The organism is Terrabacter aeriphilus, assembly GCF_039542985.1.
Classification (GTDB): Bacteria; Actinomycetota; Actinomycetes; order Actinomycetales; family Dermatophilaceae; genus Terrabacter; species Terrabacter aeriphilus.
Genome location: NZ_BAABIW010000009.1, coordinates 273,191 through 299,362, shown reverse-complemented (window position 1 = coordinate 299,362; position 26,172 = coordinate 273,191). Strand labels below are relative to the sequence as shown.

Here is a 26,172-nt window from a genome sequence, read left to right as displayed (position 1 = left end):
CGACCAGCCTATCGGCCGTCGGGGGCGCTCCCGTCACCCGCGGCATACGCCCGCGTGAGGAGGGCGTTCGTCTCCGCGGTGTTGCGCCGCTCGGCGATCCACGGCACGACCGGCACGAACCCGGCGAGGAGGTTCTTGACGATGCGGCCCGGGCCCCACGCGGCCTTGATGCCGAGGTTGGCGACCGACGCGGCATACGCCATGTAGATGATCCCGTGGACCGGGCTCCAGTACTGCGTCAGCACATTCGTCTGGTCGAGCCCGTACTTCATCACCATCTCGAGCACGAGCACGACGAGCGCGATGCCCGCGACGACCGCGAGCACGCGGTAGGCCGACAGCGCCGACCGGATCTGCTGCGGCTTCGCCAGGGTCTGGGGATACGTGCTCACGTCGTGACACCTTCTGTCGGGGCGGCGGGCGCGGTCTGGGCCTGCTGCTCTGCTCGGAACATCTTCCACCACATCCAGATCGCGAAGATCCCGAAGACCCACCACTGGATGGCGTATGCCGCGTTGCGCAGGTTGAGGGGCGTCGCGACGTCGGGCGGTGGCACCCGCGACAGCCCCGGGGTGACCAGCGCGGTGCCCGCGCCGGCCCCCTCCGACTCGCCGGAGGCGAGCACCACCACGTTGTAGAGGTCACCCGGCCACTCGTTGACGAGCGCGGCGAGGTCGACGGAGCGCACCTGGGGCGCCGGCAGGTCGGCGCCGTCGCGGGGCGACTCGCCGGGGCCCAGCGTTCCCGCGACCGTGACGACCCCGGAGGGCGGTTCGGGGGCGACCGTCGGCGTGCCGTCGACGAAGCCGCGCAGCACGGGCACGGTGCCGCCCTCCGTCAGCAGCGGCGTCACGACCCACGAGCCGACCCGGCCGTCGAGGCGGCGGTCGTCGACGACGAGGCTGCGGGTGCCGTCGTACGTGCCGGTCACCGTGACGGGGCGGTTCGAGAAGTCCGCCGCGAAGTCGGCGTGCGCCCGGGTCACCTGCTGGAGCGGCGCCCGCTCGAGGGTGCCGGCGGCGGCGACCGTGTCACGGCGACCCGAGTCACGGGCCACACCGAGCTGCCACAGCCCGAGGAGGACGCAGGCGGCCACGACGACCGCGAGGCCGGCGAGCAGGCCGACCCAGCGGGGGGTGAGCAGGCGCCGGAACACGTGCCAAGGGTAGGTCACCGGCCTCGGAGGAGGCTGGCCCGGGGCCCCGGGGCCGTGCCAGACTCGACGCCCATGGTCGAGCAGCTGCCCGCGCCGCCGGTGCCCGCGAACGCCCGGACCCACGCCACGAGGACCGCGCGCAGCCGTCCTGGCAGGCTCGCCGGCCTGGGCAGGCTCGCCGCCGTCGCCGCTCTCGTCGCCCTGACGCCCGCCCTGGGCGCGTGCGGGTCGGGCGGGGGCGACACCCCGTCGCGCACGGTGACGGTCGAGGTCGACGCCCCCGGCGGCGGGGTGGCCGGCACGGGGAGCCCGACCCCGTCCACCCCCTCGGCGGTGCCGACCGAACGGGCCACCCCGGCGGAGGTGCCGACCTCGCTCGCCGTGGGTCGACAGCGCGGCGCACCCCACTCATTCGAGGAGGCGCGGAAGCGCGTCGAGGGGACGACGAAGGTCGCCGGCGTCACCCCGAGCTTCCAGAGCCCGAGCGGCAACATCGTCTGCGTGCAGGGCGGAGGCGCCGCCGGCAGCTCCATCGCCTGCGAGGTGGCCAAGGGCCGCATCGCCCCGCCGCTGCCGACGATCTGCCCCGCGGGTGGACCCCGCGACATCGGACGGATCGAGCTGCGCCCCGACGGCGCCGTGCCGGTCTGCAACTCCGACACCATCCGCACCGGCACCGAGCCGAAGCTCGCCTACGGCACCCGCACCCGGCCGGGAGGCCCGGTGGGCTGCGTCAGCGAGGAGTTCGGGGTGACCTGCGTCGACACCTCGGCGGGGCACGGCTTCTTCCTCGCGCGCGACACCTTCGTCACCTTCTGACCCGACGAAGCGGCACACATAGGACATACAGGCTGTGTGAGGCCTGTATCAACGGTCTCGAAACGATAACGATCTGCAGTCGATCTGGTCCAGTCTCACCCTGCGGACTTGACTGGGCCGGTCGCCACGGGGTCATCCCCGTCACGGCAGCTCCCTGGTCCACTCACACCTGTTAGGGACGGTCACGTGACGCATCACTCGTTAGGCGGGCGCAGTCGACTCTTCGCCCTCGTCGCCACCTCGGCGCTGACCGTGGGAGCCTTCGCGGCGTCCCCGGTCCCCGCGGCCCTCGCCGCCTCCACCCCATCCGCGGCCCCGGCCGCCGGCGGCGGCTCCTCCGCGGTGCCCGTCGTCGGGGTCCACCCCGCGGCCGGAAGCGGCAAGGGGGTCGTGCGCTCCACCGACGACAACCTCCGCTCGCCGCTCGCGGTGCGCCAGGACGCCCTGCGCCAGCGGGCCCTCGAGGCCCGACTCCGGGGCGAGCCCGCCGCCCAGGGCGCCGTCGTCAAGGTCGGCGGCACGGCCGCGGCGGCCGCGGACGCGGCGACCGCCGCCCCCAACGCCCGCAGCAGCACGAGCGCCAGCGGCTCCACCAAGGGCGGCGGCAAGGGCGGCCACACCAAGGGCGACAAGGGCCAGTACGTCCAGCTCGAGCGCGAGGGCACCGACAAGATCTTCGTCGTGCTCGTCGAGTTCGGCGACGAGCAGTACCCGAACCCGATCTTCCAGGGCCCGCCGCCGGACGGCAGCACCACCGACGTGACCGGCCCGCGGCACAACGAGATCCCGGCCCCGAACCGTCGCGTCGACAACTCGACGCTGTGGCAGAAGGACTTCACCAGGGCGCACTACGAGAACATGTACTTCAACCGCATGGCGAAGTACTACGAGCGGCAGTCCTCCGGCCGCTACTCCGTCGAGGGCGCGGTCACCGAGTGGGTCAAGGTGCCCTTCAACGAGGCGCTCTACGGACGCAACTACTGCGGCAGCATCGTGTGCAACACCTCGACGGCGCTCGTGCGTGACGCCCTCGCCGTCTGGGTCAAGGGCCGTCTGGACGCGGGCCAGACGATGGAGCAGATCAGCGCCTACCTCAAGACGTTCGACCAGCAGGACCGCTACGACATCGACGGCGACGGCAACTTCGACGAGCCCGACGGCGTCATCGACCACTTCCAGATCGTGCACGCCGGTGGCGACGAGGCCGCGGGCGACCCGAACCAGGGCAGCGACGCCATCTGGAGCCACCGCTCCTTCGCCGCCGTGCAGGCCGGCGGCCCGCTCGGCGCGGGCGTCGACATCGGCAGCAACAGCGGCCTCGTCTCGAGCTCGCTCGTGCCGAACAACCCGACCGGCGTCTGGGTGGGCGACTACACCGTCCAGCCCGAGAACGGCGGTCTCGGCGTCTTCGCCCACGAGTTCGGCCACGACCTCGGCCTGCCCGACCTCTACGACACGTCCGGCAACACCGGCGGAGCCGAGAACAACACGGCGTTCTGGAGCCTGATGTCCTCGGGCGCGAACATCGGCGACGGCGGCCGCGACGGCATCGGCGACAACCCGACCGACCTCGGTGCCTACGAGCTCTTCCAGCTCGGCTGGCTCCAGCCGCAGGGCAAGAAGGGCCCGTTCTACGCCGTGGCCCGCGCCGGCGAGCGATCGTGGCACGCCCTCGGCTCCAACGTGCCGGCGCAGAAGCGGACGGTGCAGGCGATCTTCACCGTCCTGCCCGACAAGCAGGTGCCGCTCGAGCTCGGTGACCCCTTCGAAGGGTCGAAGCTCTACTACAGCGGTGCGGCCGACGACCTCGACACGACGATGACGAAGTCGGTGGCGCTGCCCTCCGGCACGGTGGGCCTCAGCGCCAAGGTGCGCTACAACATCGAGGAGGACTGGGACTACGCCTACCTGCGCGTCTCGAGCGACGGCGGCACGACGTGGACCCAGGTGCCGACCAACCTCTCGCGCACGACCGACCCCAACGGCAACAACCTCGGCCAGGGCTTCACGGGGCTCCAGGCCGACTGGACCGACCTCACGGCCGACCTGACGCCGTGGGCGGGTAGCACCGTGCAGCTGCAGCTCCGCTACAAGATGGACGCCGCGCAGGTCGGCAACCCCGGCGTCGCCACCCCGCCGCCGGGCCTGCAGGTCGACGCCATCACCGTGACGGGCCAGCCGCTCGACGGCGCCGAGAGCGACACCGGCTGGACGTTCGACCCGGCCGACGGCAGCGGGTTCCGCGCCAGCACCGGCCGCGTCGAGCGTGGCTTCTTCAACGCGTACATCGCGGAGAACCGGCAGTACGACGGCTACGACCGGTCGCTGCGGACGGCCTACAACTTCGGCTTCCCGAAGCGGCCCGACTGGGTGGAGACCTACCGCTACCAGAACGGCATGCTCGTCAACTACTGGGACGGCTCGCAGTCGGACAACAACGTCGGCGACCACCCGGGCTCGGGGCTCGTGCTGCCCGTCGACGCGCACCCGCAGTTCAGCCACTGGTCGGACGGCACGCTGATGCGCAACCGCATCCTCAGCTACGACTCGACGTTCGGCCTCGAGAAGACCGACGCGATCACGCTGCACAACCCGGCCGACGGCTCGAAGGGCCGGATCGCGTCGAAGAAGGCCGTCCCGGCCTTCGACGACACGAAGACGTGGTGGTTCGACCAGGACCGCCACGGCGCGACGGGTGCCCACCCCGGCCGCTACCAGCCCGGCTGGTACTCCGTCGACGTCCCGAAGACCGGCACGGTCATCCGGGTCGTCAAGTCCCACCAGAAGGGCGGCGTGCTCACGGTGCTCGTCACCCCCAAGCGGTGACCCGCACCCGGTGACCCTCGAGAGGTGACCCACACGCGACAGGGCCCCGTCGACCCTCGTGGTCGGCGGGGCCCTGTCACGCCCTTAGGATTGGACCTCACGACCTGACCTGCCCGACCCGACGACCGAGGGGCCGCCGTGGCGCAACTGTTGCTCTTGCACCTGCTTGCCGCCGCGCTCGCGCCCTGGCTCGCGAAGACGTTGCGCACCAAGGCGTTCCCGGTGCTCGCCCTCGCCCCAGCGGCGTCGTTCGCGTGGCTCGTCTCCGTCTCCGGCGACGTGCGGGCGGGCGCCTACCCGACGCAACGGATCTCGTGGGTGCCCGGTCTCGGCATCGACCTCGACTTCCGGTTGACGACGCTCTCGTGGGTGCTCGGCCTGCTCGTGACCGGTGTCGGCGCCCTCGTGCTGCTGTACTGCACGTGGTACTTCACCGACCGCGACCCGACCCTGTGGCGCTTCACGTCGGTCTTCACGGCCTTCGCGGGCGCGATGCTCGGGCTCGTCCTCACCGACAACCTCCTCGTGCTCTACGTGTTCTGGGAGCTGACGACGGTCTTCTCCTACATCCTCATCGGGCACAACCCGGCGAGCTCGACGAACCGCCGCGCGGCCATGCAGGCGCTCATCGTGACGACCTTCGGCGGCCTCGCGATGCTCGTCGGGATCATCGCCCTCGGCGTCCACCACACGTACTCGATCGCCGAGCTCATCGCCGACCCGCCGGCGCTCGACGCCGTGACCGTCGCGGCCGTCGTGCTCCTCCTCGTCGGCGCGCTCTCGAAGTCGGCCCTCGTGCCCTTCCACTTCTGGCTGCCCGGCGCGATGGCCGCCCCGACCCCGGTCAGCGCGTACCTGCACGCCGCGGCGATGGTCAAGGCCGGCATCTACCTCGTGGCGCTCCTCGCGCCGGTCTTCGCCGGCGCCCCCGCGTGGCACGCGCTCACCGTCGGGCTCGGCCTGCTGACGATGCTCGTCGGCGGGTGGCGGGCGCTGCGCCAGCACGACATCAAGCTGCTGCTCGCCTACGGCACCGTGAGCCAGCTCGGCTTCATCGTCGCCATCGCCGGCCTCGGCACCAAGGCGTCGGCGCTGTCGGCGCTCGCCCTCGTCATCGCCCACGCGCTCTTCAAGTCGACCCTCTTCCTCACCGTCGGCGTCGTCGACAAGTGCACCGGCACCCGCGACCTGCGCGAGCTCTCGGGCGTCGGCCGGCGGCTGCTGCCGGTCGCGATCCCGGCGACGCTCGCCGGGCTGTCGATGGCCGGCATCGTCCCGCTCGCCGGTTTCGTGTCCAAGGAGAGCGCGCTCGAGGCGCTCTGGGAGGACGTGCACACCTCGGCTCCCCTGCCCGCCCCGTGGAGCTGGCTCGCCGTGGCCGGCGTCGTCGCGGGCTCGGCCCTGACGGTCGCCTACACCGCCCGCTTCCTCTGGGGCGCCTTCGCGACCAAGCCGGGGGTCGCGCCGACGCCCGTCAAGGCCGCCCACCCGGGCTTCGTGCTCGCGCCGCTGGTGCTCGGCGTCTCGTGCCTCCTGCTCGGCCTGCTCGCGCCGCTCGAGTCGCCGTGGCTGCTGCCGTATGCCGTGTCGTTCCCCGTCGGGGCGCCCCCGCAGACGCTCGCGCTGTGGCACGGCGTCACGGTGCCGCTGCTGCTCTCGCTCGTCTCCGTGGCCGGGGGCCTCGCCCTCTTCGCCGGTCGCGACGTGGTGGGCCGGGCGCAGGCGCGCGTGCCCGCCCTCGTCGACGGCGAGCGCGGCTTCGCCCGCACGCTGCGGTGGGTCGACCGGGGCGCCGTCGAGACGACCGCCGTCACCCAGCGGGGCTCCCTGCCGATCTACCTCGCGGCCATCCTGCTCGTCTTCGTCGCCCTCCCCGGTGCCGCAGCGGTGCGGGCGGGCTCGCTGCCCGACGTCCGCCTCTGGGACACCCCGGGCCAGGCCGTCGTCGGGCTCGTCGTCGTGGCGGCCGCGGTGCTCGTGCTCGTCACCCGGCGCCGTCTCACGGCCGTCATGCTCGTCGGCGCGACCGGCTACGGCGTCTCCCTCCTCTTCATCCTGCACGGCGCGCCCGACCTCGCGATCACCCAGATGCTCGTCGAGACGGTCTCGCTCGTCGTCTTCGTGCTCGCCCTCCGGCGGCTGCCGACGAAGTTCACGCGCCACCCGCACTCCCCCTCGCGCACGTGGCGGATCGCACTCGGCGTGGCGGTCGGTGCGTCGGTCGGGGCCATCGCCCTCGTCGCGTCGGGCGGCCGGCGCACCGATCCCGTGTCGGTCGGGTTCCCCACGGAGGCGTATGCGTTCGGCCACGGCAAGAACATCGTCAACGTCACGCTCGTCGACATCCGCGCCTGGGACACCCTCGGCGAGGTCTCGGTGCTCGTCGCGGCCGCGACCGGTGTCGCCAGCCTCATCTTCGTGCGCACCCGCAACACGCGACTGTCGCGGGCCACGGCCAAGGCGCTGCCCTCGAGCAGCCCCGGTCGCGGCACCTGGCTCCTCGGCGGGCGCACCATGCGCAAGGAGAAGCGCTCGGTCATCTTCGAGGTGGTGACGCGCCTCGTCTTCCACATCATGCTCGCCGCCTCGCTCTTCCTGCTCTTCGCCGGGCACAACCAGCCCGGCGGCGGCTTCGCCGGCGGCCTCGTGGCCGGGCTCGCGCTCGTCGTGCGCTACCTCGCGGGCGGGCGCTACGAGCTCGACGAGGCGGCCCCCTTCGACGCCGGCCTCGTCGTCGGCATCGGGCTGCTCGTCGTCGTCGGCTCGGCCCTCGCCCCCCTCGCCTTCGGCGGCACGATCCTCGAGACGGCCGCCCTCGACGTGACGATCCCCCCGTGGGGAGAGGTGCACCTCGTGACCTCGCTCTTCTTCGACATCGGCGTCTACCTCATCGTCGTCGGCATGATGCTCGACATCGTGCGCAGCCTCGGCACCGGCATCGACCGCCAGATCGCCGAGGAGCAGGACGACGCGGCCGTCGCCGGGGAGGTGGCCCGCCCGTGACGACGCTGCAGGCCCTCGCCCCGGCCCTCATCGAGCCGACCCTGGCCCCCAACCTCACCCTCGTGCTCGTCACGGCGGGACTCGTCGCGGCGGGCACCGCGCTCGCCCTCGACCGGAGCCTCGTGCGGGTGCTGCTCGGCATGGTCCTCATCGGCAACGGCGTCGCCGTGCTCTACCTCGTCGTCAGCGGCAGGGCCGGGCGCGCGCCGTTCGTCGGCGAGGACCCGGCCGCGATCAGCGACCCGCTGCCGCAGGCCATGGTCCTGACGGCCATCGTCATCTCGCTCGCGACGATCGCCTTCCTGCTCGCCCTGTCCTACCGGCTCTGGCAGATCTCCGGCACCGACGACGTGCCCGACGACGCCGAGGACGCCCGCATCCAGCGGCTCGCCCTCGACGACCAGACGTCCTCGACCTACGACCCGTCCGAGACGTCGACGACGACCTCCGACGAGCTCGCCGCCGGCGACGGCAGGGAGACCGTGTGAACCTCCACGTGACCGACCTCGTGCCGCTGCCGGTGCTGCTGCCGCTCCTCGGCGCGGCCCTGGCGCTCGCCTTCCGCCGGTCGCCGCGCCTCCAGCGCGGCGTCAGCATCGCCGCGCTCGCGGCCGTCGTCGCCGTCGCCGGCGTGCTCGTGTGGCAGACCGACGTCTCGGGACCGCAGGTGCTGTGGCTCGGCGCCTGGCAGGAGCCGCTCGGCATCTCGCTCGTCGCCGACCGGCTGAGCGCCCTCATGCTCCTCGTCTCGGCCATCGTCACGCTCCTCGTGCTCGTCTTCGCCATCGGGCAGGGCCAGGCCGACAGCGACGACGAGAACGAGAGCGAGACGCCGCTCACGATCTTCCACCCGACCTACCTCGTGCTCTCGGCGGGCGTGTCCAACGCCTTCCTCGCCGGCGACCTCTTCAACCTCTTCGTCGGCTTCGAGATCCTGCTCTTCAGCTCCTACGTGCTCATCACGCTCGGCGGTTCGGCCGCGCGCATCCACGCGGGCACGACCTACGTCGTCGTCAGCCTGCTCAGCTCGGCGCTCTTCCTCGTCGGCATCGCGGCCGTCTACGCGGCCACGGGCACCGTCAACATGGCCCAGCTCTCGATCCGCATCGGCGACCTCGCACCGGGCGTCGCGCTCGTCCTCCAGCTCTGCCTGCTCACCGCCTTCGCGATCAAGGCCGCCGTCTTCCCGATGTCCGCGTGGTTGCCGGACAGCTACCCGACGGCGCCGGCCCCGGTCACCGCGGTCTTCGCCGGCCTGCTGACGAAGGTCGGCGTCTACGCGATCATCCGGCTGCAGACGCTGCTCTTCCCCGAGTCGCCGCTGCAGGGCCTGCTCATGTGGGCCGCGCTGCTGACGATGGTCATCGGCATCCTCGGCGCGGTCTCGCAGTCGGGCCTGAAGAGGATCCTGTCGTTCACGCTCGTCAGCCACATCGGCTACATGATCTTCGGCATCGCGCTCGCGACCCCGGAGGGCACGGCCGGCGCGATCTTCTACGTCGCGCACCACATCACGATCCAGACCGCGCTCTTCCTCATCACCGGCCTCGTCGAGCGCCTCGGGGGCACCACCTCCCTCGACCGGCTCGGGGGCCTGGCCGTCGCGTCGCCGGTGCTCGCCACGCTCTTCTTCGTCTCGGCGATGAACCTCTCCGGCATCCCCCCGCTCTCGGGCTTCCTCGCCAAGATCGGGCTGCTCCACGCCGGCATCGCCGTCGGCACGCCCCTCGCGTGGCTGCTCGTCGTCGGCGGGATCGTCACGAGCCTGCTGACGCTCTACGCCCTGGCCAAGGTCTGGAGCCAGGCCTTCTGGCGCACCCTCGCCGACGCGCCCCGAGGGGCCGAGACCGTGGCCGGCCTGCAGGACGGCACGCTCGACGTCGAGCCGGCCACCGACCCCGCCACCGCGGTCGCCGTCGACACGAGCCCCCGGGCCCTGCCCCGCACGATGCTCGGGGCCACCGCGGCGATGACGGCCGTGGGCCTGCTCATCACCCTCGTCGCCGGGCCGCTCTTCGCCTACACGCAGCGGGCGGCCACCGACCTCATGGACCGCGACCCCTACGTCACGAGCGTGCTCCCGCCGGAGGTGCGCCGATGAGCGAGGCACGCCTGGCCACCGCCCCGCGGGGCCCGGAGTCGCCCCGGCGGCGCCGGCGCGAGTTCCAGCCGCGCGCGATCGTGACGATCGCGCTGGCCTGGGTGCTGCTGTGGGACCGCGTGACGTGGGGCAACGTCGTCAACGGCCTGCTCGTCGGGCTCTTCGTCACGTACGCGTTCCCGCTCCCGTCGATCGAGTACTCCGGCCGCCTGCGGCCGCACCGCGTCGCCCTGCTCATCGGGCAGTTCCTCGTCGACCTCGTCGGCGCCTCGTGGCAGGTCATGCGGCTCGCCTTCGGCCGGCGACGTCCGCGCAACGCCGTCATCGGGGTGCAGCTGCGCTCGCGGTCGGACTTCTACCTCACCCTGACCGCCGAGCTCGTCGCCCTCGTGCCGGGCTCGGTCGTCGTCGACGCGCGGCGCTCGACCTCGGTGCTCTACCTGCACCTGCTCGACGTGGAGCGACCGGGCACGATCGAGCGCCAGCGCGCCCACGTGCTCGCCGTCGAGCGCCGCGTCGTGCGAGCCCTGGGCTCGCGCGAGGAGATCGCCGCGCTCGACACCGACGGCCCCTGGCCGTCCCGCACGGCCCCGACCACCCCGACGGAGGAGCGCCCATGACCGTCGTCCTCGGCCTCGCCCTCGCCATGCTCGGCGTGGCCGCCGCCCTCGTGCTCGTGCGCCTCTTCCGCGGACCGAGCAACCTCGACCGCATCGTCGCCGCCGAGATCCTCCTGGTCATCGTCATCGCCGGGGTGGCGCTCGAGTCCGCGCGGCAGCGCACGACGACCTACCTGCCGCTGCTCATGATCCTCGGGCTCGTCGGCTTCGTCGGCGGCGTGGCCGTGACGCGCTTCATGTCCCGCGACTCCGACGAGGCCGACGCGCTCGTGCCCGACCACCCGGAGCCGCGCCAGCAGCCCGAGTCGTGGGAGCAGTCATGACGTGGTCAGCCGTCCTCGACGTGGCGGGAGCCGTGTGCCTGCTGCTCGGCGCCTTCCTCTGCCTGGCCGGCGCGGTCGGCCTGCTCCGCTTCCCCGACACGCTCTCGCGCCTGCACGCGGCGACGAAGCCGCAGACCCTCGGCCTCATCCTCGTCCTCACCGGGCTCGCGCTGACCCTGCGCACCTGGGCCGCCGTCACGACCCTCGTGCTCCTGGCCGCCACGCAGTTCTTCACCAGCCCGGTCTCGGCGCACCTCGTCGGCCGTGGCGCCTACCGCAACCGCTGCGTCGACACGGACACCCTCGAGGTCGACGAGCTCTCCGACGCGCTCGACCGCTCCGGCTGGGACCCGACGCACTGACGCCCGCCACCGCCGGGCCGGACGAAAAATGGTGTGAGGCACGCCGGCGCCGAACGTACACTGCAGCAAGTGATCTCACTGCCCCTGGCTGACCCAGGCTCTCCCGACCTGACCAGCCCGACGGCATACCTGCGCTGGGTGGGCAAGGGCCAGTGGCGCACGCTCCTCGTCGCCATCGGTTTCGGCGTCGTCTGGCTCGTCAGCCAGGCGCTCTTCCCGGCCGCCATGGGCAAGGCCATCGACGAGGGCATCCTCGGTGGCGACACCGACGCCCTCGTGCGCTGGTGCCTGCTGCTCGTCGGGCTCGTCGTCGTCAGTGCCCTCTCCGGCATGATGCGCCACCGCTACGCCGTGACGAACTGGATGCAGGGTGCGTTCCGCTCCGCCCAGCTCATCGGCCACAAGGCCGCCGACACCGGCGAGGCCCTGACGCGCGCCGTGCCGACCGGCGACGTCGTCGCCACCGTCAGCTCCGACGCGATGCGCATCGGCGGGCTCTACGACGTGGCAGCGCGATTCGCCGGCGCGGTCGTCTCCTACGTCGTCGTCGCGCTCATCCTGCTCGGGGCCTCGACGCCGCTCGGCCTCGTCGTCCTCATCGGCGTGCCGGTGCTCGTCGCCTGCCTCACCTTCATCGTCCGGCCGCTGCAGGCGCGCCAGCTCGCCCAGCGCGAGGAGTCGGGCAAGCTCATCGGCCTCGGCGCCGACACGGTCGCCGGCCTGCGCGTGCTGCGCGGCATCGGCGGCGAGCACACCTTCCTGAGCCGGTATGCCGTGCAGTCGCAGTCGGTGCGCCGCGTCGGCAACACGGTGGCCGGCTACCAGGCCGCCCTCGACGCCGCGCAGGTGCTGCTGCCGGGCCTCTTCGTGCTCGTCGTCGTGTGGCTCGGCGCGCGCTTCGCCATCGACGGGCAGATCACGGCCGGCCAGCTCGTCGCCTTCTACGGCTACACCGCCTTCCTCGTCATCCCGCTGCGCACCGCCACCGAGATGGTCGACCGTGCCACGCGCGCCCACATCGGCGCGCGCAAGCTGACGAAGATCCTGCGCGTCGAGCCCGACGACGTCGACACCACCGGCGGCACGCCGCTGCCTGAGGGCCCCGCACCGCTGCACGACCCCGCGAGCGGCGTCACGATCGAGCCCGGACGGTTCACCGCCGTCGTGTCGGCCCGTCCCGAGGAGACGTCGGCCCTCGCCGACCGCCTCGGCCGCTTCGGGGCGGCTGCGACCGACGTGCGGCTCGACGGCACCCGGCTCGCCGACGCCTCCCTCGACGAGGTGCGACGCCGGATCGTCGTGTCGGAGAACGACCCCCGGCTCTTCACGGGGACGCTCCGCGACGAGCTCGACCCGTGGGGCGTGCACGACGACGCCGAGGTCCTCGCGGCGCTGTCGGTCGCGAGCGGCGACGACGTGCTCGAGGCCCTGCCCGGAGGGCTCGACAACGAGGTGGAGGAGCGTGGACGGGCCTTCTCCGGCGGCCAGCGCCAGCGCCTCGCGCTCACCCGGGCCCTCCTGACGGACGCCGAGACGCTCGTGCTCGTCGAGCCGACGAGCGCCGTCGACGCCCACACCGAGGCCCGCATCGCCGGCCGTCTCACCGCGGCCCGCGCCGGACGGACGACGGTCGTGATGTCGGCGAGCCCGCTCATCCTCGACCAGGCCGACGCCGTGGTCTTCCTCCGGGACGGCCACGTGGCCGCCACCGGCACGCACGCCCGGCTCATGGCCGACGACCCCGACTACCGCCGCACCGTCGTGCGCGGAGAGGAGGACTGATGTCGCTGACACCGGCCCCCACCACGCGCACCCTCCCGGTGGCCGACACGGCCTCCGTCAAGGAGCACACCCGCGGCCTGCTGCGGCGGCACCGGCGCAGCCTCGGCACGGTCGTCGGGCTGCACGCCGTCGCGGCCGTCGCCGCGCTCGTCGCGCCCCGCGTCATCGGCCTGCTCGTCGACGAGATCAGCCACGGCCGCTCGGCCGACGTCGTCGACCGCCTCGCCCTCTGGATCGCCGGCGCGGTCGTCGTGCAGACGGTCGTCACGTGGTTCGCCCGGCGCGCGTCGTTCGTCATGGGCGAGACGATCTTCGCCGAGCTGCGCGAGCAGTTCATGGAGCGCGTCGTCGAGCTGCCCCTCTCGACGGTCGAGCGGGCCGGCACGGGCGACCTCGTCTCCCGCACGACGAACGACGTCGAGGCCCTCTCGCACGTCATCCGCTTCGGGGTGCCGGCGATCTTCGTCGGCGCCGTGACGACGGCGATCACCCTCGTCGCGGCCTTCCTCACCGGGTGGCAGGTGGCGCTGGCGGTCCTCGTCGGCGCCCCGATCCTCGTGCTCTCGACCCGGCGCTACCTGCGCTTCGCGCCCGCCGGCTACCTCCGCGAGCGGGCGACCTACGCCGTGCTCAACGGCGTCGTCACCGAGTCGGCGGACGGCTCGCGCACCGTCGACGCGCTCCGGCTGCGGGGCCGCCGCCGGCGCCGCATGGACGAGGCCCTGCGCGACTGCTACGACGCCGAGCGCTACACCCTCGGCCTGCGGATGCGCTGGTTCCCCTCCGTCGAGTTCGCCTTCTTCGCCCCCGTCGCGGTCACGCTGCTCTGGGGCGGCTTCCTCATCTCGCGCGACGTGGCGACGGCCGGCACCGTGACGGCCGTGGCCCTCTACGTCCAGCAGATGGCCGGCCCCCTCGACGAGCTCATCTCGTGGCTCGACGAGATCCAGGTCGGCGCGACCTCGCTCGCCCGGGTCATCGGCATCGCCGACGTGCCCGCCGACCGCGCCGCGACCGGCGAGGAGCCGGCCGACGACCACCTCGAGGTCGAGGACGTCCACTACGCGTACCGCGCCGGCCGCGACGTGCTGCGCGGCGTCTCGCTCGACCTGCGCCCCGGCGAGCGGCTCGCCATCGTCGGGCCCTCCGGCGCCGGCAAGTCGACCCTCGGACGCCTCATGGCCGGCATCGACGGGCCCCGCGAGGGGCGGGTCGACGTCGGCGGCGTGCGGCTCGTCGACCTCGAGCTCGCCCAGCTGCGCGGCCAGGTCGCCCTCGTGACGCAGGAGCACCACGTCTTCGTCGGCTCGCTCGAGGACAACCTCCGGCTCGCCCGGCCCGAGGCCTCGCGCGACCAGCTGCTCGACGCCCTGGCCGCCGTCGACGCGCGCGGGTGGGCGCTCGAGCTGCCCGCCGGCCTCGACACCGTGGTCGGATCGGGCGGTCACCGGCTGAGCGAGCCGCAGGCGCAGCAGCTGGCCCTCGCCCGGCTCGTGCTCGCCGACCCGCACACCCTCGTGCTCGACGAGGCGACGTCGCTGCTCGACCCGCGGGCCGCCCGCCACCTCGAGCGGTCGCTCGCGGCGGTCGTCGAGGGCCGCACCGTCGTGGCCATCGCGCACCGGCTCATGACGGCCCACGACGCAGACCGGGTCTGCGTCGTCGAGGACGGCCTCATCAGCGAGATCGGCTCGCACGAGGAGCTGCTGCGCGCGGACGGCGCCTACGCCGCCCTCTGGCGCTCCTGGCGCGACGAGCCAGCCCCCACCCACTGACCCACCGACCCCCGCGCGCAACGGGTCCGCGGCGTCGGGGCCGTAACCCCGGGGCCGGCGGCTCGTTGTCCGGGTGGTGCCGACTCCCTGACCGGTGGGCCGGCACCACGGGTGGGGTCGTCTCTGAGGGGTGACGGCCCCACCCACCCGCCGGTCGGTGAGTCGGTCAGGCGTCGACGAGCCGGTATGCCTCGCCCTGGGCGGGTCGGCGGTCCGGCTCGTCGCGCGCCGGCCACAGCGACACGGCCCGCTCGGCCTGGGCCGTGATCGTCAGGCTCGGGTTGACGCCGAGGTTGGCCGAGACCGCGGCGCCGTCGAGCACGTGCAGGCCGGGGTAGCCCCAGACGCGGTGGTAGGGGTCGACGACGCCGTGCTGCGGCGAGTCGGAGATGACGGCGCCACCGAGGAAGTGCGCGGTCATCGGGATGTCGAACACCTCGCCGACCGACGACCCGGGCCACGACCGCTCACCGGTCGCCTGCTCGAGCCGGCGGGCCATGGCGCGCACCGCCTCGTTGCCCTCGGGGATGTAGGTGGGGTTCGGCTCGCCGTGCCCCTGCTCGGACGTGAGACGCCAACCGAGCGGCCCGCGACGGCGGCGCACCGTGATCGAGTTGTCGCGGCTCTGCATGACGAGCGCGATGACGGTGCGCTCGCTCCACCGCCGCGTCGACAGCGACCGCGCGAAGACGGCGGGGTGCCGGATCGCCTTGCCGGCGAAGCGCGCCCAGCGCGGCAGCCGCCCTCCCCCGTCGACCTGGAGCACCGCGAGGGCCCCCATGAGGTTCGAGCCCTTGCCGTAGCGGACGTTCTCGACGTGCGTCGTGCCCGAGACGTGGAAGCTCGAGGTGATGGCCACGCCGCGCGTCAGCTCGATGCCCTCAGGCACGCGCGCGGTCATCGCGCCGCCGAGCGCCTCGGAGTTGGTGCGGGTCAGGGTGCCGAGGGTGTCGGAGAGCCTCGGCAGGCCACGCCCCTCGGGCTCGGCCCTCATCGCCTGGAGCAGCTGCGCCGTGCCCCAGGCGCCGGCCGCGACGACGACCTGGCCGGCCGTCACGGTGCGCTCGTCGGCCCGGCGCCGTCCCCAGGCGCCGCTGCGGACGGTCGTGACGGCATACCCCGACCCCGGCGAGGCCGGGTCGAGCGGGCGCACGCGCGTGACGGTGCGCAGCGGCTCGACGACGACGCCGCGGCGCTCGGCGAGCGCGAGGTAGTTCTTGACGAGCGTGTTCTTGGCCCCCACGCGGCAGCCGACCATGCAGTTGCCGCACTCGGTGCAGCCGGTGCGCTCGGGACCCTCGCCGCCGAAGTACGGGTCGGGCACGCGGCGGCCCGGCTCGCCGAAGAAGACGCCGACCGGCGTCTTCGCGAAGCTGGCGCCCACCCCGAGGTCGGATGCCGTGTCGCGCATCAGCGTCTCCACCGGCCCCTCGCACGGGTTGACGGTCACCCCCAGCATCCGCGAGGCGGTCGCGTAGTGGGGCGCGAGCTCGACCTTCCAGTCGGTGATGTGCGCCCACTGGCGGTCGCGGAAGAAGGCGTCCGGCGGCACGTAGAGGGTGTTGGCGTAGTTGAGCGACCCGCCCCCGACGCCCGCGCCGGCCAGCACGAGGCAGTCGGGCAGGCGGTGGATGCGCTGCACGCCGAAGAGGCCGAGCCGCGGCGCCCACAGGTAGCGACGCACGTCCCAGCTCGTGCGGGCGAAGTCGGCGTCCTCGAAGCGGCGCCCCGCCTCGTAGACGTGCACGCGGTAGCCCTTCTCGGCGAGCCGCAGGGCGGCCACCGACCCGCCGAACCCGGACCCGATGACGACGACGTCGTGGTCGTGCTGCATGGGCGCCACCCTAGGGCGGGCCGCATGGCGCACGAGGGGGTATGCCGTGTGACGCGCGCCGCTCAGGCGCCCGGGACGCCGGCGAGCGCGTCGCGCAGGGCTGCGGAGACCTCGGGCAGGAGCGACATCGAGAAGGTCCGTGTCATGTGGCCGTGGTCGAAGTAGGTGATGAGCCCACCGAGCACCGCCGGGCACGACCCGTCGCGGCAGAGCAGGTCGGTGACGTCGAGGAGGTGGACGTCGGCGCCCGCGCGGGCCTCGGCGGCGTCGGCGAGCGGGTCCGGCTCGAGGCCCGACGTGCCGCGGTAGGCGACGTCGGTCGCGCACCGCGAGACGTCGTCGGCGTGCTGGGCGACGCAGTCGGGCACGCTCTCGGCCGAGCCGGGGGTGTCGCGGATGGCGAGGACGCGCGCGCCGGCCTCGACGAAGCCGTCGACGACCCGGCCGTAGGCGGCCTTCGCCGTGGCGACCTTGCGTGCGGCCGGCACCCCCGCCAGCGGCTGGAGGGTGCGGTCCGACATGACGACGAGGTCGTAGCCACCCGTCGTGATGCGGTCGCGGGCCCACGTGTTGAGGGCGGTGCACGCGTCCTCGAGCGCCTGGGTGCCGAAGGCGACGGGGACGTCGACCGAGTAGCACTCGGAGGCGATGTAGGTGTCGACGCGCCAGCCCCGCTCACGGGCCGTGGCGAGGATCGGCGGCGACCACTGGCCTGCGTGGGAGTTGCCGTAGAGCGCGACCTTCACCGCGGCGTCCTTCGGGCCGTAGCTGCAGACCTTGCGCCGGGTGAACGGGCGGTTGTTCCAGCAGTCGTCGGCGTAGACCTGCGGCTTGTCCTGGGCCGCCTGGATCGGGTTCGTCAGCATGCCGAGGTCGCGACCGGCGCACGAGGCGGTGCGGAACGCGTCGGCGCCGACGCACGGCGCGCTCGAGTCGACGACCACCGCGGCGGCGGCCGCCTCGGTGCGCTGGGTCTGCCAGAGGGCGAGGCCGGCGAGGCCGACGGAGAGCCCGAGGCACACGGCGAGCAGGACGAAGGAGCGACCGGTGCTCCGCGCGATGCGCGGGGTGAACCGCATGAGGTCCTCGACCCACCGCTTGCTCGCGGCGGACAGGACGAGCACGACCGCGAGGATGAGCAGCTTCTGCCACCACGCGACGCTGTCGTCGTCGAGGACGAAGGGAGCGAGGACGATCGCCGGCCAGTGCCAGAGGTAGACGGAGTAGGACACGTCGCCGAGCCACTGGACGGGACGCACCGACCACAGCCGGCGCGGGCCGGCAGCGAGGTCGTCGGACCGCGCGGCGATGACGGCCGCGGCGCCGAGGGTCGGCAGCAGCGCCGCGACCCCCGGGAAGGGCGTGGCGGCCGTGAAGGAGACCGCCGACCAGAGGATCGCGGCCAGACCCGCCCACACGAGGCCGACGCGCACGACGGGCACGCGGAACCGCAGCCCGGCGTGCACGGCGGCGGCGAGCACGGCGCCGATGCCGAGCTCCCAGACGCGGGTCGTCGAGACGAAGTAGGCCTGCGCGGCGTCCTCGCCGGTGAACCACGCGGAGAAGGCGAGCGAGGCGAGGGTGATGGCCGAGATGACGACGAGCGGCGGGAAGCGGAACGACCGGCCGAGACGGCGCGCCACGAGGAAGGCGAGGCCGAGCAGCAGCGGCCAGACGATGTAGAACTGCTCCTCGACCGAGAGCGACCAGTAGTGCTGCGTCGCCGAGTGGAGCTGGTCGGTCGCGAGGTAGTCGGTCGAGGTGAGCGCCAGCATCCAGTTCTCGACGTAGAGCGCCGAGGCGATGACCTCCTGCGCGCTCCGGGTGTGGACAGTCTGGGGCAGCCAGACGAGGCTCGCGCCGAGGGTGACGACGAGCACGACCGTCGCGGCCGGGATGAGGCGGCGCACGCGGCGGGCCCAGAACGAGAGGAGGTCGGCGCCGGAGCGGATCGGCCGCTCGAGCAGGTGGAGCGTGATGAGGAAGCCGGAGATGACGAAGAAGACGTCGACGCCGACGTAGCCGCCGGTGAGCCGCTGCGGCCAGAAGTGGTAGAGCACGACGAGGGTCACGGCGACGGCCCGCAGCGCCTGGATGTCCTTGCGCGGCGCGGCCTTGGCGGTGCGCCCGGTCGGGGCGGGACGTTCGGTCACGGCCGTCGGGGCGCCGGTGGCCGTGGCGCTCGACGCGTCGGGTGCTGCCAAGGGATCTGCTCCGAACTGCTGGTTCCGCTGCTGGACGAGGGAGGGCTGCACCGGCGACATGGCGCACGGGCAGGGGCCGGATCCGCGACGGCCCGGGTCCGGCCTCGGGTCGACCGACCTCAACCCCCACAAAATAACGCACGAACCTCTGTGGGGCCGACTCGTGCGCTCCCGCGCGCCCGACCCCGCCGCCGTGCCCCGCCTACGATGGGGTCCCGCTCCCCGACCGGAAGAGGACCCGCGTGGGCTCCCCCGCTCCCCTGCTGACCGTCATCTGCAACGTCCACGACGACCCCGACCGGCTGCCCAGGGCCGTGGCCTCGGCGCTGGCCGCCTGGGACGGCCCCGGCATCGAGGTGCTCGTCGTCGACGACGGCTCGACCGACGACACCGGTGCGGTGGCCGACCGGCTCGCGGCGGCGGACGAGCGGGTGCGCGTGCTGCACCGCGGCACCAACGACGGGGCACCGGGCGCGCCGCGCAACCTCGGCCTCGACGACGCCCGCGGGGAGTGGGTGGCCTTCGTCGACAGCGACGACGAGTACCTGCCGGGCACGCTGCGGCGGCTCGTCGACCGCGCCGTCGACGGGGACGCCGACGTCGCCGCGGGTGCCGTGGCCCGCTACAACGAGCGCACCGACCGGGTGACGCCGCTGCCAGCGACGGCGTACACGTCCGGGCCGGTCGGCCCCCTGGCGCCGGGTTCACCGCTGTGGCTCGACACCATCGCGGTGGCGAAGGTGCTGCGGCGCAACCTGCTCGACGAGCTCCGGATCCGTTTCCCCGAGCGCATCCTCTACGAGGACCAGCCGTTCACCGTCGCCGTGTGGTCGGCCGCCCGCCGGGTCGCGACCCTCGACGAGGTGGTCTACCACTGGTACGTCAACAACGTCGCCGGCGAGGAGTCGATCACGGCCCGCCGGCACGAGATCGACAACTTCCACGACCGCGTCGCGGCCAACCGCGCCATCGACGACCAGCTGGCGGGTCGGCCCGACCTCGCCGCCGCGAAGCTCGACAAGTTCGTGCGGCACGACCTGGCGCTCTACGCCAAGGACCTCGACGCCCGCGAGCCGGCCTACCGCGCCGCGTTCCTCGGCGCCGCGTCGGACTACCTGGCCGGGGTGCCCGCCGAGCTGCGGGCCGGGCTCGAGCAGCCCTACCGCCTCGTGGTGCGCGAGATCGTCGACGGCACGCCCGAGAGCGCCCTCGCCGCCTGCCTCTTCGCGTTCCGCTCCCACCACGTCGACCGCCCGCTCGACCGGCGCTCCGGTGGCTGGTGGTGGCCGCACCGTCCGGCGGCCGGGTCCACGGCCGACCACGACCTCACCGGGCTCGTCGAGCAGCTGCACGCGCGCGGCCGTTCGGTGCGCACGACGCGGTGCACGGCCCTGTCGGCCGAGGGCGCGCGGCTGCGCCTGCGGGGGTCGGTCGTCGACGGCGACGCCACCCTCGGTTCCTCGGCGCGCGTCACGGTGGTCGTCGTCGACCGCGAGACGGCGTCACCGGTCGCCACGGCGTCGGCGAGGGTCGGTCGCGACGGCGCCTTCGAGGTCGAGCTCGACCTCCCGGCCTCCGGACCCCGCGCTGCCGACGCGACGTGGGACCTCAAGGTCGGCTGGGCGAGCGGGCTGCGCCGCCTCGTCGCGCGCCGCCCCGGGCCCCTGCGAGCCGTCGAGGCGCCGCCGGCGGACGAGCTGACGGACGCCCTGGCGGCGACGCCCCTGAGCGGCGTCGTCGAGGCCTACCGCACCCGCAACGGCAACCTGTCGCTCCGCCGCGTGGGCGCCGCCGGCTGACCCCGCCGGCACCCGTCGGCACCCGCCTGCTGGCGCCGACGGGTGCTCAGCGCGCGAGCGGCCGGTCGAGCGCCTCGACGGCCGCCGTGACCCGGGCGCAGCACTGCCCGTCACGCAGCGGGAACGTCGCGTCGATCCGTGCCTGGAACTCCGGGCGGGCGGCATACCCGTTCTCGGCGATGTCGGCGACCGCGGCCACCGCGGCCTCGACGTCGTCGACGACCGGGCCGAAGCCGTCACGCGGGTACTGGAAGTAGCCGGCGCGCCCGACGTGACCGCCGGCCATGACGCGCTGCGCGTCGAACTGGAAGTAGACGACCGGCCGGTCCATGTAGGCGGCGTTGAAGGCCATCGAGGAGTAGTCGGTCACCATGACGGCCGAGCGCGCGAAGTACTCCTGCACGTCCGCGCCGTCGAACGACAGGCGCAGCACCGAGTCCGGCAGGTCCATCTTGGCGAGGACCGGCTGGATGTTCGGGTGCGGCAGGAAGGCCACCGTGCGACCCGTGCGGGCCGCGAGCTCGGTCAGCTCGGGGCTGCGCAGGAACGCCGTCCACGCACGGGCGTACTCGGTCTCGAAGAAGTGCGAGTCGATGACGCGACGCTGGCTGCCGGCCTTGAGCGGCGGCACCAGCCAGTTGCGCCACGTCGGCGCCACGAGGATGAGGTCGCACGCGTCACCGGTGATCCGCTGCGCCTTCTCGTGGAGGCGGTCGAAGCGCGGCAGGCCCGTCATCGCGACCTCCTTGGCCGTGAAGACGTACGGACTGCCGTCACCGGCGATCGACTCGTACTCCCCCGGGGTCGAGGTGACGAAGACGTCCATCTGCTTGGGGTTCAGCCACTTCGACAGGTCGTCCTTGATGACGCCGTGCTGCAGGAAGGTGAACTTCCACTTCGGCTGGACGTGCTGGAGGATCGCCGGCGGCCGCTGCACGGGCGCGTCGATGTGCGAGGAGATGAGGTGGGCGGCGTTGATCATCAACAGCTTCCACCGCAGCGAGCCGTGGGCGACGAGGTGCGAGCCGTAGCCGTCGGCCTGCAGCCGTTTCCAGTCCGGCGTGTCCTTCTCGAGGGCGAACCACGCGTTGACGTCGGGCCGGTTGTCTCGCAGCCAGCGGTAGAGGATCTCGCCCGAGTCGTTGGCGTCGTGGATGCGGTCCATCAGCACCCAGGCATCCGTGAACTGCTTGCGCGCCGGCCCGCGCGCGGCGAGCACGCGCACCGGGTCGACCTTGAGGCGGGCGAGCGCCTCCTTGCGCCGGCGGCCGGGGCGGCGGAAGCGGTTGGCGATGGCGCGGGCGCCCAGGGCCCGCGTGCGCACGCCCGTCCAGCCGCCGAGCAGCTCGACGCGGGCGCCGTCGAGGCGCACCTCGAGGGTGCCGCGGGCGTCGACCCACAGGATCCGCTCCCACATCAGGGTGTCGCCGAAGAAGTCGATGGCCCGCACCTTGGCGAAGACCGGCGGGGTGGCTCGGCCGCGCAGCGTCACCTTCTCGGCGGGCGGCTCGCCGATGTAGCGGTAGAGCACGCGGACGAGCTTCTTCGTGCGGTCGAACTGGTCGATGACGGCATACGGCGTGTGCCACGACGTGCCGCGGAGGCCGTGCAGCAGGATGTCGCGCCAGTGCGGCTGCAGCTTGCGGATCGAGAACGAGTCGACGACGTCGGGCGAGAGCAGCTCGGCGATCTCGCCGAGGGTCGCGCGGAACGACGCGGCCAGCTCGCCCTCGATCGCCGACGCGGAATTGGCCATCGCGTCCTCCGACGAGAAGTACCACGACAGCTCGTAGAGCATCACGTGCTGGACCCACATCGGGATCTCGCCGGACTGCTCGCGCGCGTGGTGCAGCAGCGCGAGGTAGCCCTCGCGCGGCACCGTCGAGTAGCGCCCGACCGCGGAGATGCCGGTCTGCAGCGTCGAGCTCTGGTCGGCGCGCTTGCGGTAGAAGTACTTCGCCGACCCGACGAAGCCGGTCTGCCGGCTCGGGGCGCGCAGGAGGTAACGCACGGCGAAGTCGCCGTCCTCGAAGTTCGGCCGCAGCCCCGCATTGAAGCGCAGGTCGCCGATGACCTCGCGGCGCATGATCGAGGTCGTCGAGCTGCCGGGGATGAACGAGGTGGCGACGTCGAGGTCGACGAGCCGGTCGTCGGTGTACATCTTCCAGCGCGGGTGCTTGCCCAGCTCGCCGGTGCCCTCGTGGCGCAGCACGACGTTCGCGGAGAGGAACTGCACCTCGGGGTGCGCCGCCACGAAGGCGGCCATCGAGGAGAGGAAGCCCTCGTTGACGGTGTCGTCCGGGTCGATGAAGGTGACCCACTCCCCCGTTGCGCGCTCGAGGCCGGCGTTGCGGGCGGCGGCCTGGCCGGCGTTCTCCTGGTGGAGCACGACGACCTCGCAGGCGGCCCGGGCGGCCCACGCCTCGAGCACCTCGCGCGAGTCGTCGGTGGAGCCGTCGTCGACGAGCACGACCTGCAGCCGGGAGAGGTCGAAGGTCTGCGCCTCGATGGAGTCGACGTACTCCGCGAGGTAGCGGGAGACGTTGTAGACCGCCGAGACGATCGAGAAGAGCGGGCGGCCCCCGTCCGGCGTCGTCACGGTGTCGGGGGTCGCCTCGGTCATCTCTGGTGCCTTTCCCGCACGGGGCACCCACGTGAGTCCCGTGCTGCGTGGTTGTGGTCTGCGGCGGACTCGCGTCCGACTGTCGCACCGCGCCACTGTCGCTCGAGGGCGTATGCCGGACTCATCCTAACCGGGAGCGCCCGCCCTCCCCGTGGGGCCGGGCGGGCGCGCGTCGGGTCAGTTGCCGAGGTAGGGCGAGACGACGACCTCGACCCGCTGGAACTCCTTGACGTCGGAGTAGCCGGTCGTCGCCATGGCGCGCCGCAGCGCGCCGATGACGTTCGTCGTGCCGTCGGCCTGGCGGCCCGGCCCGAAGAGGATCTCCTCGATGGAGGACTGCGCGCCGAGCGCGATGCGCTCGCCGCGGGGCAGCTCGGAGTGGTGTGCCTCGGGGCCCCAGTGGTAGCCGCGCCCCGGGGCGTCGGTGGCGCGGGCGAGGGCCGCGCCGAGCATGACGGCGTCGGCGCCGCACGCGACGGCCTTGACGATGTCGCCGGAGGTGCCGACGCCGCCGTCGGCGATGACGTGCACGTAGCGGCCGCCGGACTCGTCGAGGTAGTCGCGGCGGGCCGCGGCGACGTCGGCCACGGCGGAGGCCATCGGGGCGTGGATGCCGAGCGCGGTGCGCGTCGTGTGCGCGGCGCCGCCGCCGAAGCCGACGAGCACGCCGGCCGCGCCGGTGCGCATGAGGTGCAGGGCTGCCGTGTAGGAGGCGGCGCCACCGACGATGACCGGCACGTCGAGCTCGTAGATGAAGCGCTTGAGGTTGAGCGGCTCCGCGCGACCCGAGACGTGCTCGGCCGACACGGTGGTGCCGCGGATGACGAAGAGGTCGACCCCGGCGTCGACGACGGTCTTCCAGTGCTGCTGGGTGCGCTGGGGCGAGAGGGCGCCGGCCACCGGCACCCCGGCGTCACGCAGCTGGCGCAGCCGCTCGGTGATGAGCTCGGGCTTGATCGGCTCGGCGTAGATCTGCTGCATGCGCGCGGTCGCCGCGTCGGCGCCGATCTCGGCGATCTCGGCGAGCTGCGCGGTCGGGTCCTCGTAGCGCGTCCAGAGGCCCTCGAGGTCGAGCACCGGCAGGGCGCCGAGCTTGCCGAGCGTGATCGCGGTCTCCGGCGAGACGACCGAGTCCATCGGCGCCGCCATGACGGGGATGTCGAAGTGGTAGGCGTCGATCTGCCACGAGACCGAGACCTCCTCGGGGTCGCGCGTGCGCCGCGAGGGCACGACGGCGATGTCGTCGAAGGAGTAGGCGCGCCGTCCGCGCTTGCCTCGGCCAATCTCGATCTCGGTCACCGGCCGATCCTACCGACCCGGCCCCGGGCGCACGTATGCCGTCCCGCGGGGCCCGCGGGACGGCATCCGTGCTCGGTGTGCTGGGTCGGGCAGGTCAGCCGACGGTGTAGTTGGGGGCCTCGACCATGCCCTGGATGTCGTGCGGGTGGCTCTCCTTGAGCGACGCCGAGGTGATGCGCACGAACTGGCCCTTCTCCTGCAGCTCGGTCACGGTGCGCGCCCCGACGTAGAACATCGACTGGCGCAGGCCGCCGAGCATCTGGTGGGCGACGGCCGACAGCGGCCCGCGGTAGGCCACCCGGCCCTCGATGCCCTCGGGCACGATCTTGTCGTCGGACTCGACCTCGGCCTGGAAGTAGCGGTCCTTGGAGTAGGACTTCTTGCCACGGCTGCTCATCGCGCCGAGCGAGCCCATGCCGCGGTAGCTCTTGAACTGCTTGCCGTTGACGAAGATCAGCTCGCCCGGGCTCTCCTCGCAGCCGGCGAGGAGCGAGCCGACCATGACCGAGTCGGCTCCCGCGACGATCGCCTTGGCGATGTCGCCGGAGTACTGCAGGCCGCCGTCGGCGATGACCGGCACCCCGGCCGGCTTGCAGGCCTGCGCGGCGGCGTGGACGGCGGTCACCTGCGGCGCGCCGACGCCCGTGACGATGCGGGTCGTGCAGATCGAGCCCGGGCCCACGCCGACCTTGACGGCGTCGGCGCCGGCGTCGACGAACGCCTGCGCGCCCTCGCGCGTCGCGACGTTGCCGCCGATGACCTGCACGTGGCGGGTGGCGGGGTCGCTCTTGAGGCGCTGCACCATCTCGATGAGCAGGCGCACGTGGCCGTGGGCGGTGTCGGCTACGAGCACGTCGACGCCGGCCTCGATGAGGGTCGTCGCGCGCTCCCACGAGTCGCCGAAGTAGCCGATGGCCGCGCCGACCATGAGCCGGCCGTCGGCGTCGTTGCTCGCGTCGGGGAACTGCTCGCCCTTGACGAAGTCCTTGACGGTGATGAGGCCCGCGAGGTGGCCCTCGGCGTCGACGATCGGCAGGCGCTCGCGCTTGTGCTGGCGCAGCAGGGCCGTCGCCTCGTCGCGGCTGATGCCGACCGGGCCGGTGATGAGCGGCATCGGCGTCATGACGTCGCGCACGAGCGTCGTGGCCCAGTCGGCGACGGGCGTGAAGCGCAGGTCGCGGTTCGTCACCATGCCGATGAGCTTCTTGTCCTCGCCGATGACCGGCAGGCCCGAGACGCGGTACTCGCCGCAGATCGTGTCGAGCTCCTCGAGCGTGCGGTCCGGGCCGATGGTGATCGGGTTGGAGATCATCCCGGTCTGGGTCCGCTTCACGAGGTCGACCTGGTAGGCCTGGTCGGCGATCGAGAGGTTGCGGTGGAGCACGCCCAGTCCACCCTGGCGGGCCATCGCGATGGCCATCCGGGCCTCGGTCACGGTGTCCATCGCCGCCGAGATGAGGGGCGAACGGATCGACAGCTCGCGCGTCAGCCGCGTCGTCGTGTCGATGTCGTTCGGCGCGAGGTCGCTGTAGCCCGGGAGGAGCAGGACGTCGTCGTACGTCAGCCCCATCGTGGCGAAAGCAGCAGGCACGTCAGACGATCCGAGGCTCATCCGCCGATTCTACGGTCTCGCGCACGAGGCTCCG

The 26,172-nt window shown here is 73.1% G+C and carries 18 protein-coding genes; 11 read left to right on the top strand and 7 right to left on the bottom strand.

The window, feature by feature from the left end; genetic code table 11:
• Positions 1-8 precede the first annotated feature (8 nt).
• Together ABD979_RS06415 and ABD979_RS06410 are read right to left on the bottom strand one after the other, a co-directional pair.
• Entirely contained in the window at positions 9-392 is a 384-nt protein-coding gene (locus tag ABD979_RS06415; protein WP_345506617.1) for a DUF3817 domain-containing protein, read from the bottom strand.
• Positions 389-1,156: an SURF1 family protein gene (locus tag ABD979_RS06410; RefSeq protein WP_345506616.1), complete on the bottom strand. Its 768-nt coding sequence runs from the start codon at positions 1,154-1,156 to the stop codon at positions 389-391. Before ABD979_RS06410 ends, ABD979_RS06415 begins: the two co-directional genes overlap by 4 nt.
• Before the next feature lie 72 nt (positions 1,157-1,228).
• Here ABD979_RS06410 and ABD979_RS06405 point away from each other — a divergent pair, with 72 nt between their 5' ends.
• The 10 genes from ABD979_RS06405 to ABD979_RS06360 all read left to right on the top strand — a co-directional run bounded on the left by ABD979_RS06405 (position 1,229) and on the right by ABD979_RS06360 (position 14,767).
• On the top strand, positions 1,229-1,975 hold the full coding sequence (locus tag ABD979_RS06405; protein WP_345506615.1) for a DUF6636 domain-containing protein: 747 nt from the start codon (positions 1,229-1,231) through the stop codon (positions 1,973-1,975).
• Between the two features lie 186 nt (positions 1,976-2,161).
• On the top strand, positions 2,162-4,801 hold the full coding sequence (locus tag ABD979_RS06400) for an immune inhibitor A domain-containing protein (protein WP_345506614.1): 2,640 nt from the start codon (positions 2,162-2,164) through the stop codon (positions 4,799-4,801).
• 138 nt (positions 4,802-4,939) lie between these two features.
• A complete protein-coding gene (locus ABD979_RS06395) occupies positions 4,940-7,804 on the top strand; it encodes a Na+/H+ antiporter subunit A (protein ID WP_345506613.1) in 2,865 nt (954 codons plus the stop codon).
• Complete coding sequence (locus ABD979_RS06390; protein ID WP_345506612.1) at positions 7,801-8,292, top strand: Na(+)/H(+) antiporter subunit C; 492 nt, start codon at positions 7,801-7,803, stop codon at positions 8,290-8,292. The genes ABD979_RS06395 and ABD979_RS06390 overlap by 4 nt, the downstream gene beginning before the upstream one ends.
• Positions 8,289-9,905, top strand: a complete 1,617-nt coding sequence (locus tag ABD979_RS06385; protein ID WP_345506611.1) for a Na+/H+ antiporter subunit D — start codon at positions 8,289-8,291, stop codon at positions 9,903-9,905. The genes ABD979_RS06390 and ABD979_RS06385 overlap by 4 nt, the downstream gene beginning before the upstream one ends.
• Positions 9,902-10,525, top strand: coding sequence for a Na+/H+ antiporter subunit E (locus tag ABD979_RS06380; RefSeq protein WP_345506610.1), 624 nt, complete (start codon positions 9,902-9,904; stop codon positions 10,523-10,525). The genes ABD979_RS06385 and ABD979_RS06380 overlap by 4 nt, the downstream gene beginning before the upstream one ends.
• The gene (locus tag ABD979_RS06375) at positions 10,522-10,848 is read left to right on the top strand and encodes an MrpF/PhaF family protein (protein ID WP_345506609.1); all 327 of its coding nucleotides are present in this window, start codon (positions 10,522-10,524) and stop codon (positions 10,846-10,848) included. Before ABD979_RS06380 ends, ABD979_RS06375 begins: the two co-directional genes overlap by 4 nt.
• The gene (gene mnhG / locus ABD979_RS06370) at positions 10,845-11,210 is read left to right on the top strand and encodes a monovalent cation/H(+) antiporter subunit G (protein WP_345506608.1); all 366 of its coding nucleotides are present in this window, start codon (positions 10,845-10,847) and stop codon (positions 11,208-11,210) included. Before ABD979_RS06375 ends, mnhG begins: the two co-directional genes overlap by 4 nt.
• 69 nt (positions 11,211-11,279) lie before the next feature.
• On the top strand, positions 11,280-12,992 hold the full coding sequence (locus ABD979_RS06365; protein ID WP_345506607.1) for an ABC transporter ATP-binding protein: 1,713 nt from the start codon (positions 11,280-11,282) through the stop codon (positions 12,990-12,992).
• On the top strand, positions 12,992-14,767 hold the full coding sequence (locus ABD979_RS06360) for an ABC transporter ATP-binding protein (RefSeq protein ID WP_345506606.1): 1,776 nt from the start codon (positions 12,992-12,994) through the stop codon (positions 14,765-14,767). Before ABD979_RS06365 ends, ABD979_RS06360 begins: the two co-directional genes overlap by 1 nt.
• Before the next feature lie 166 nt (positions 14,768-14,933).
• On the opposite strand, the gene ABD979_RS06355 is transcribed toward ABD979_RS06360, so the two are convergent.
• Positions 14,934-16,601 (bottom strand): GMC oxidoreductase, encoded by a 1,668-nt coding sequence (locus ABD979_RS06355; protein WP_345506605.1) that lies wholly within the window; start codon positions 16,599-16,601, stop codon positions 14,934-14,936.
• A gap of 62 nt (positions 16,602-16,663) precedes the next feature.
• On the bottom strand, positions 16,664-18,805 hold the full coding sequence (locus ABD979_RS06350) for an acyltransferase family protein (protein WP_345506604.1): 2,142 nt from the start codon (positions 18,803-18,805) through the stop codon (positions 16,664-16,666).
• Positions 18,806-19,047: 242 nt separating this feature from the next.
• On the opposite strand from ABD979_RS06350, the gene ABD979_RS06345 reads away from it, so the two are divergent.
• On the top strand, positions 19,048-20,604 hold the full coding sequence (locus tag ABD979_RS06345) for a glycosyltransferase (RefSeq protein ID WP_345506603.1): 1,557 nt from the start codon (positions 19,048-19,050) through the stop codon (positions 20,602-20,604).
• A gap of 46 nt (positions 20,605-20,650) precedes the next feature.
• Here the strand turns inward: ABD979_RS06345 and ABD979_RS06340 are convergent, their stop codons facing one another.
• The 3 genes from ABD979_RS06340 to guaB all read right to left on the bottom strand — a co-directional run bounded on the left by ABD979_RS06340 (position 20,651) and on the right by guaB (position 26,138).
• Positions 20,651-23,227: a bifunctional glycosyltransferase/CDP-glycerol:glycerophosphate glycerophosphotransferase gene (locus ABD979_RS06340; RefSeq protein ID WP_345506602.1), complete on the bottom strand. Its 2,577-nt coding sequence runs from the start codon at positions 23,225-23,227 to the stop codon at positions 20,651-20,653.
• 177 nt (positions 23,228-23,404) lie between these two features.
• On the bottom strand, positions 23,405-24,526 hold the full coding sequence (locus ABD979_RS06335; protein WP_345506601.1) for a GuaB3 family IMP dehydrogenase-related protein: 1,122 nt from the start codon (positions 24,524-24,526) through the stop codon (positions 23,405-23,407).
• Positions 24,527-24,620: 94 nt separating this feature from the next.
• The gene (gene guaB / locus ABD979_RS06330; protein WP_345506600.1) at positions 24,621-26,138 is read right to left on the bottom strand and encodes an IMP dehydrogenase; all 1,518 of its coding nucleotides are present in this window, start codon (positions 26,136-26,138) and stop codon (positions 24,621-24,623) included.
• Positions 26,139-26,172: the final 34 nt, after the last annotated feature.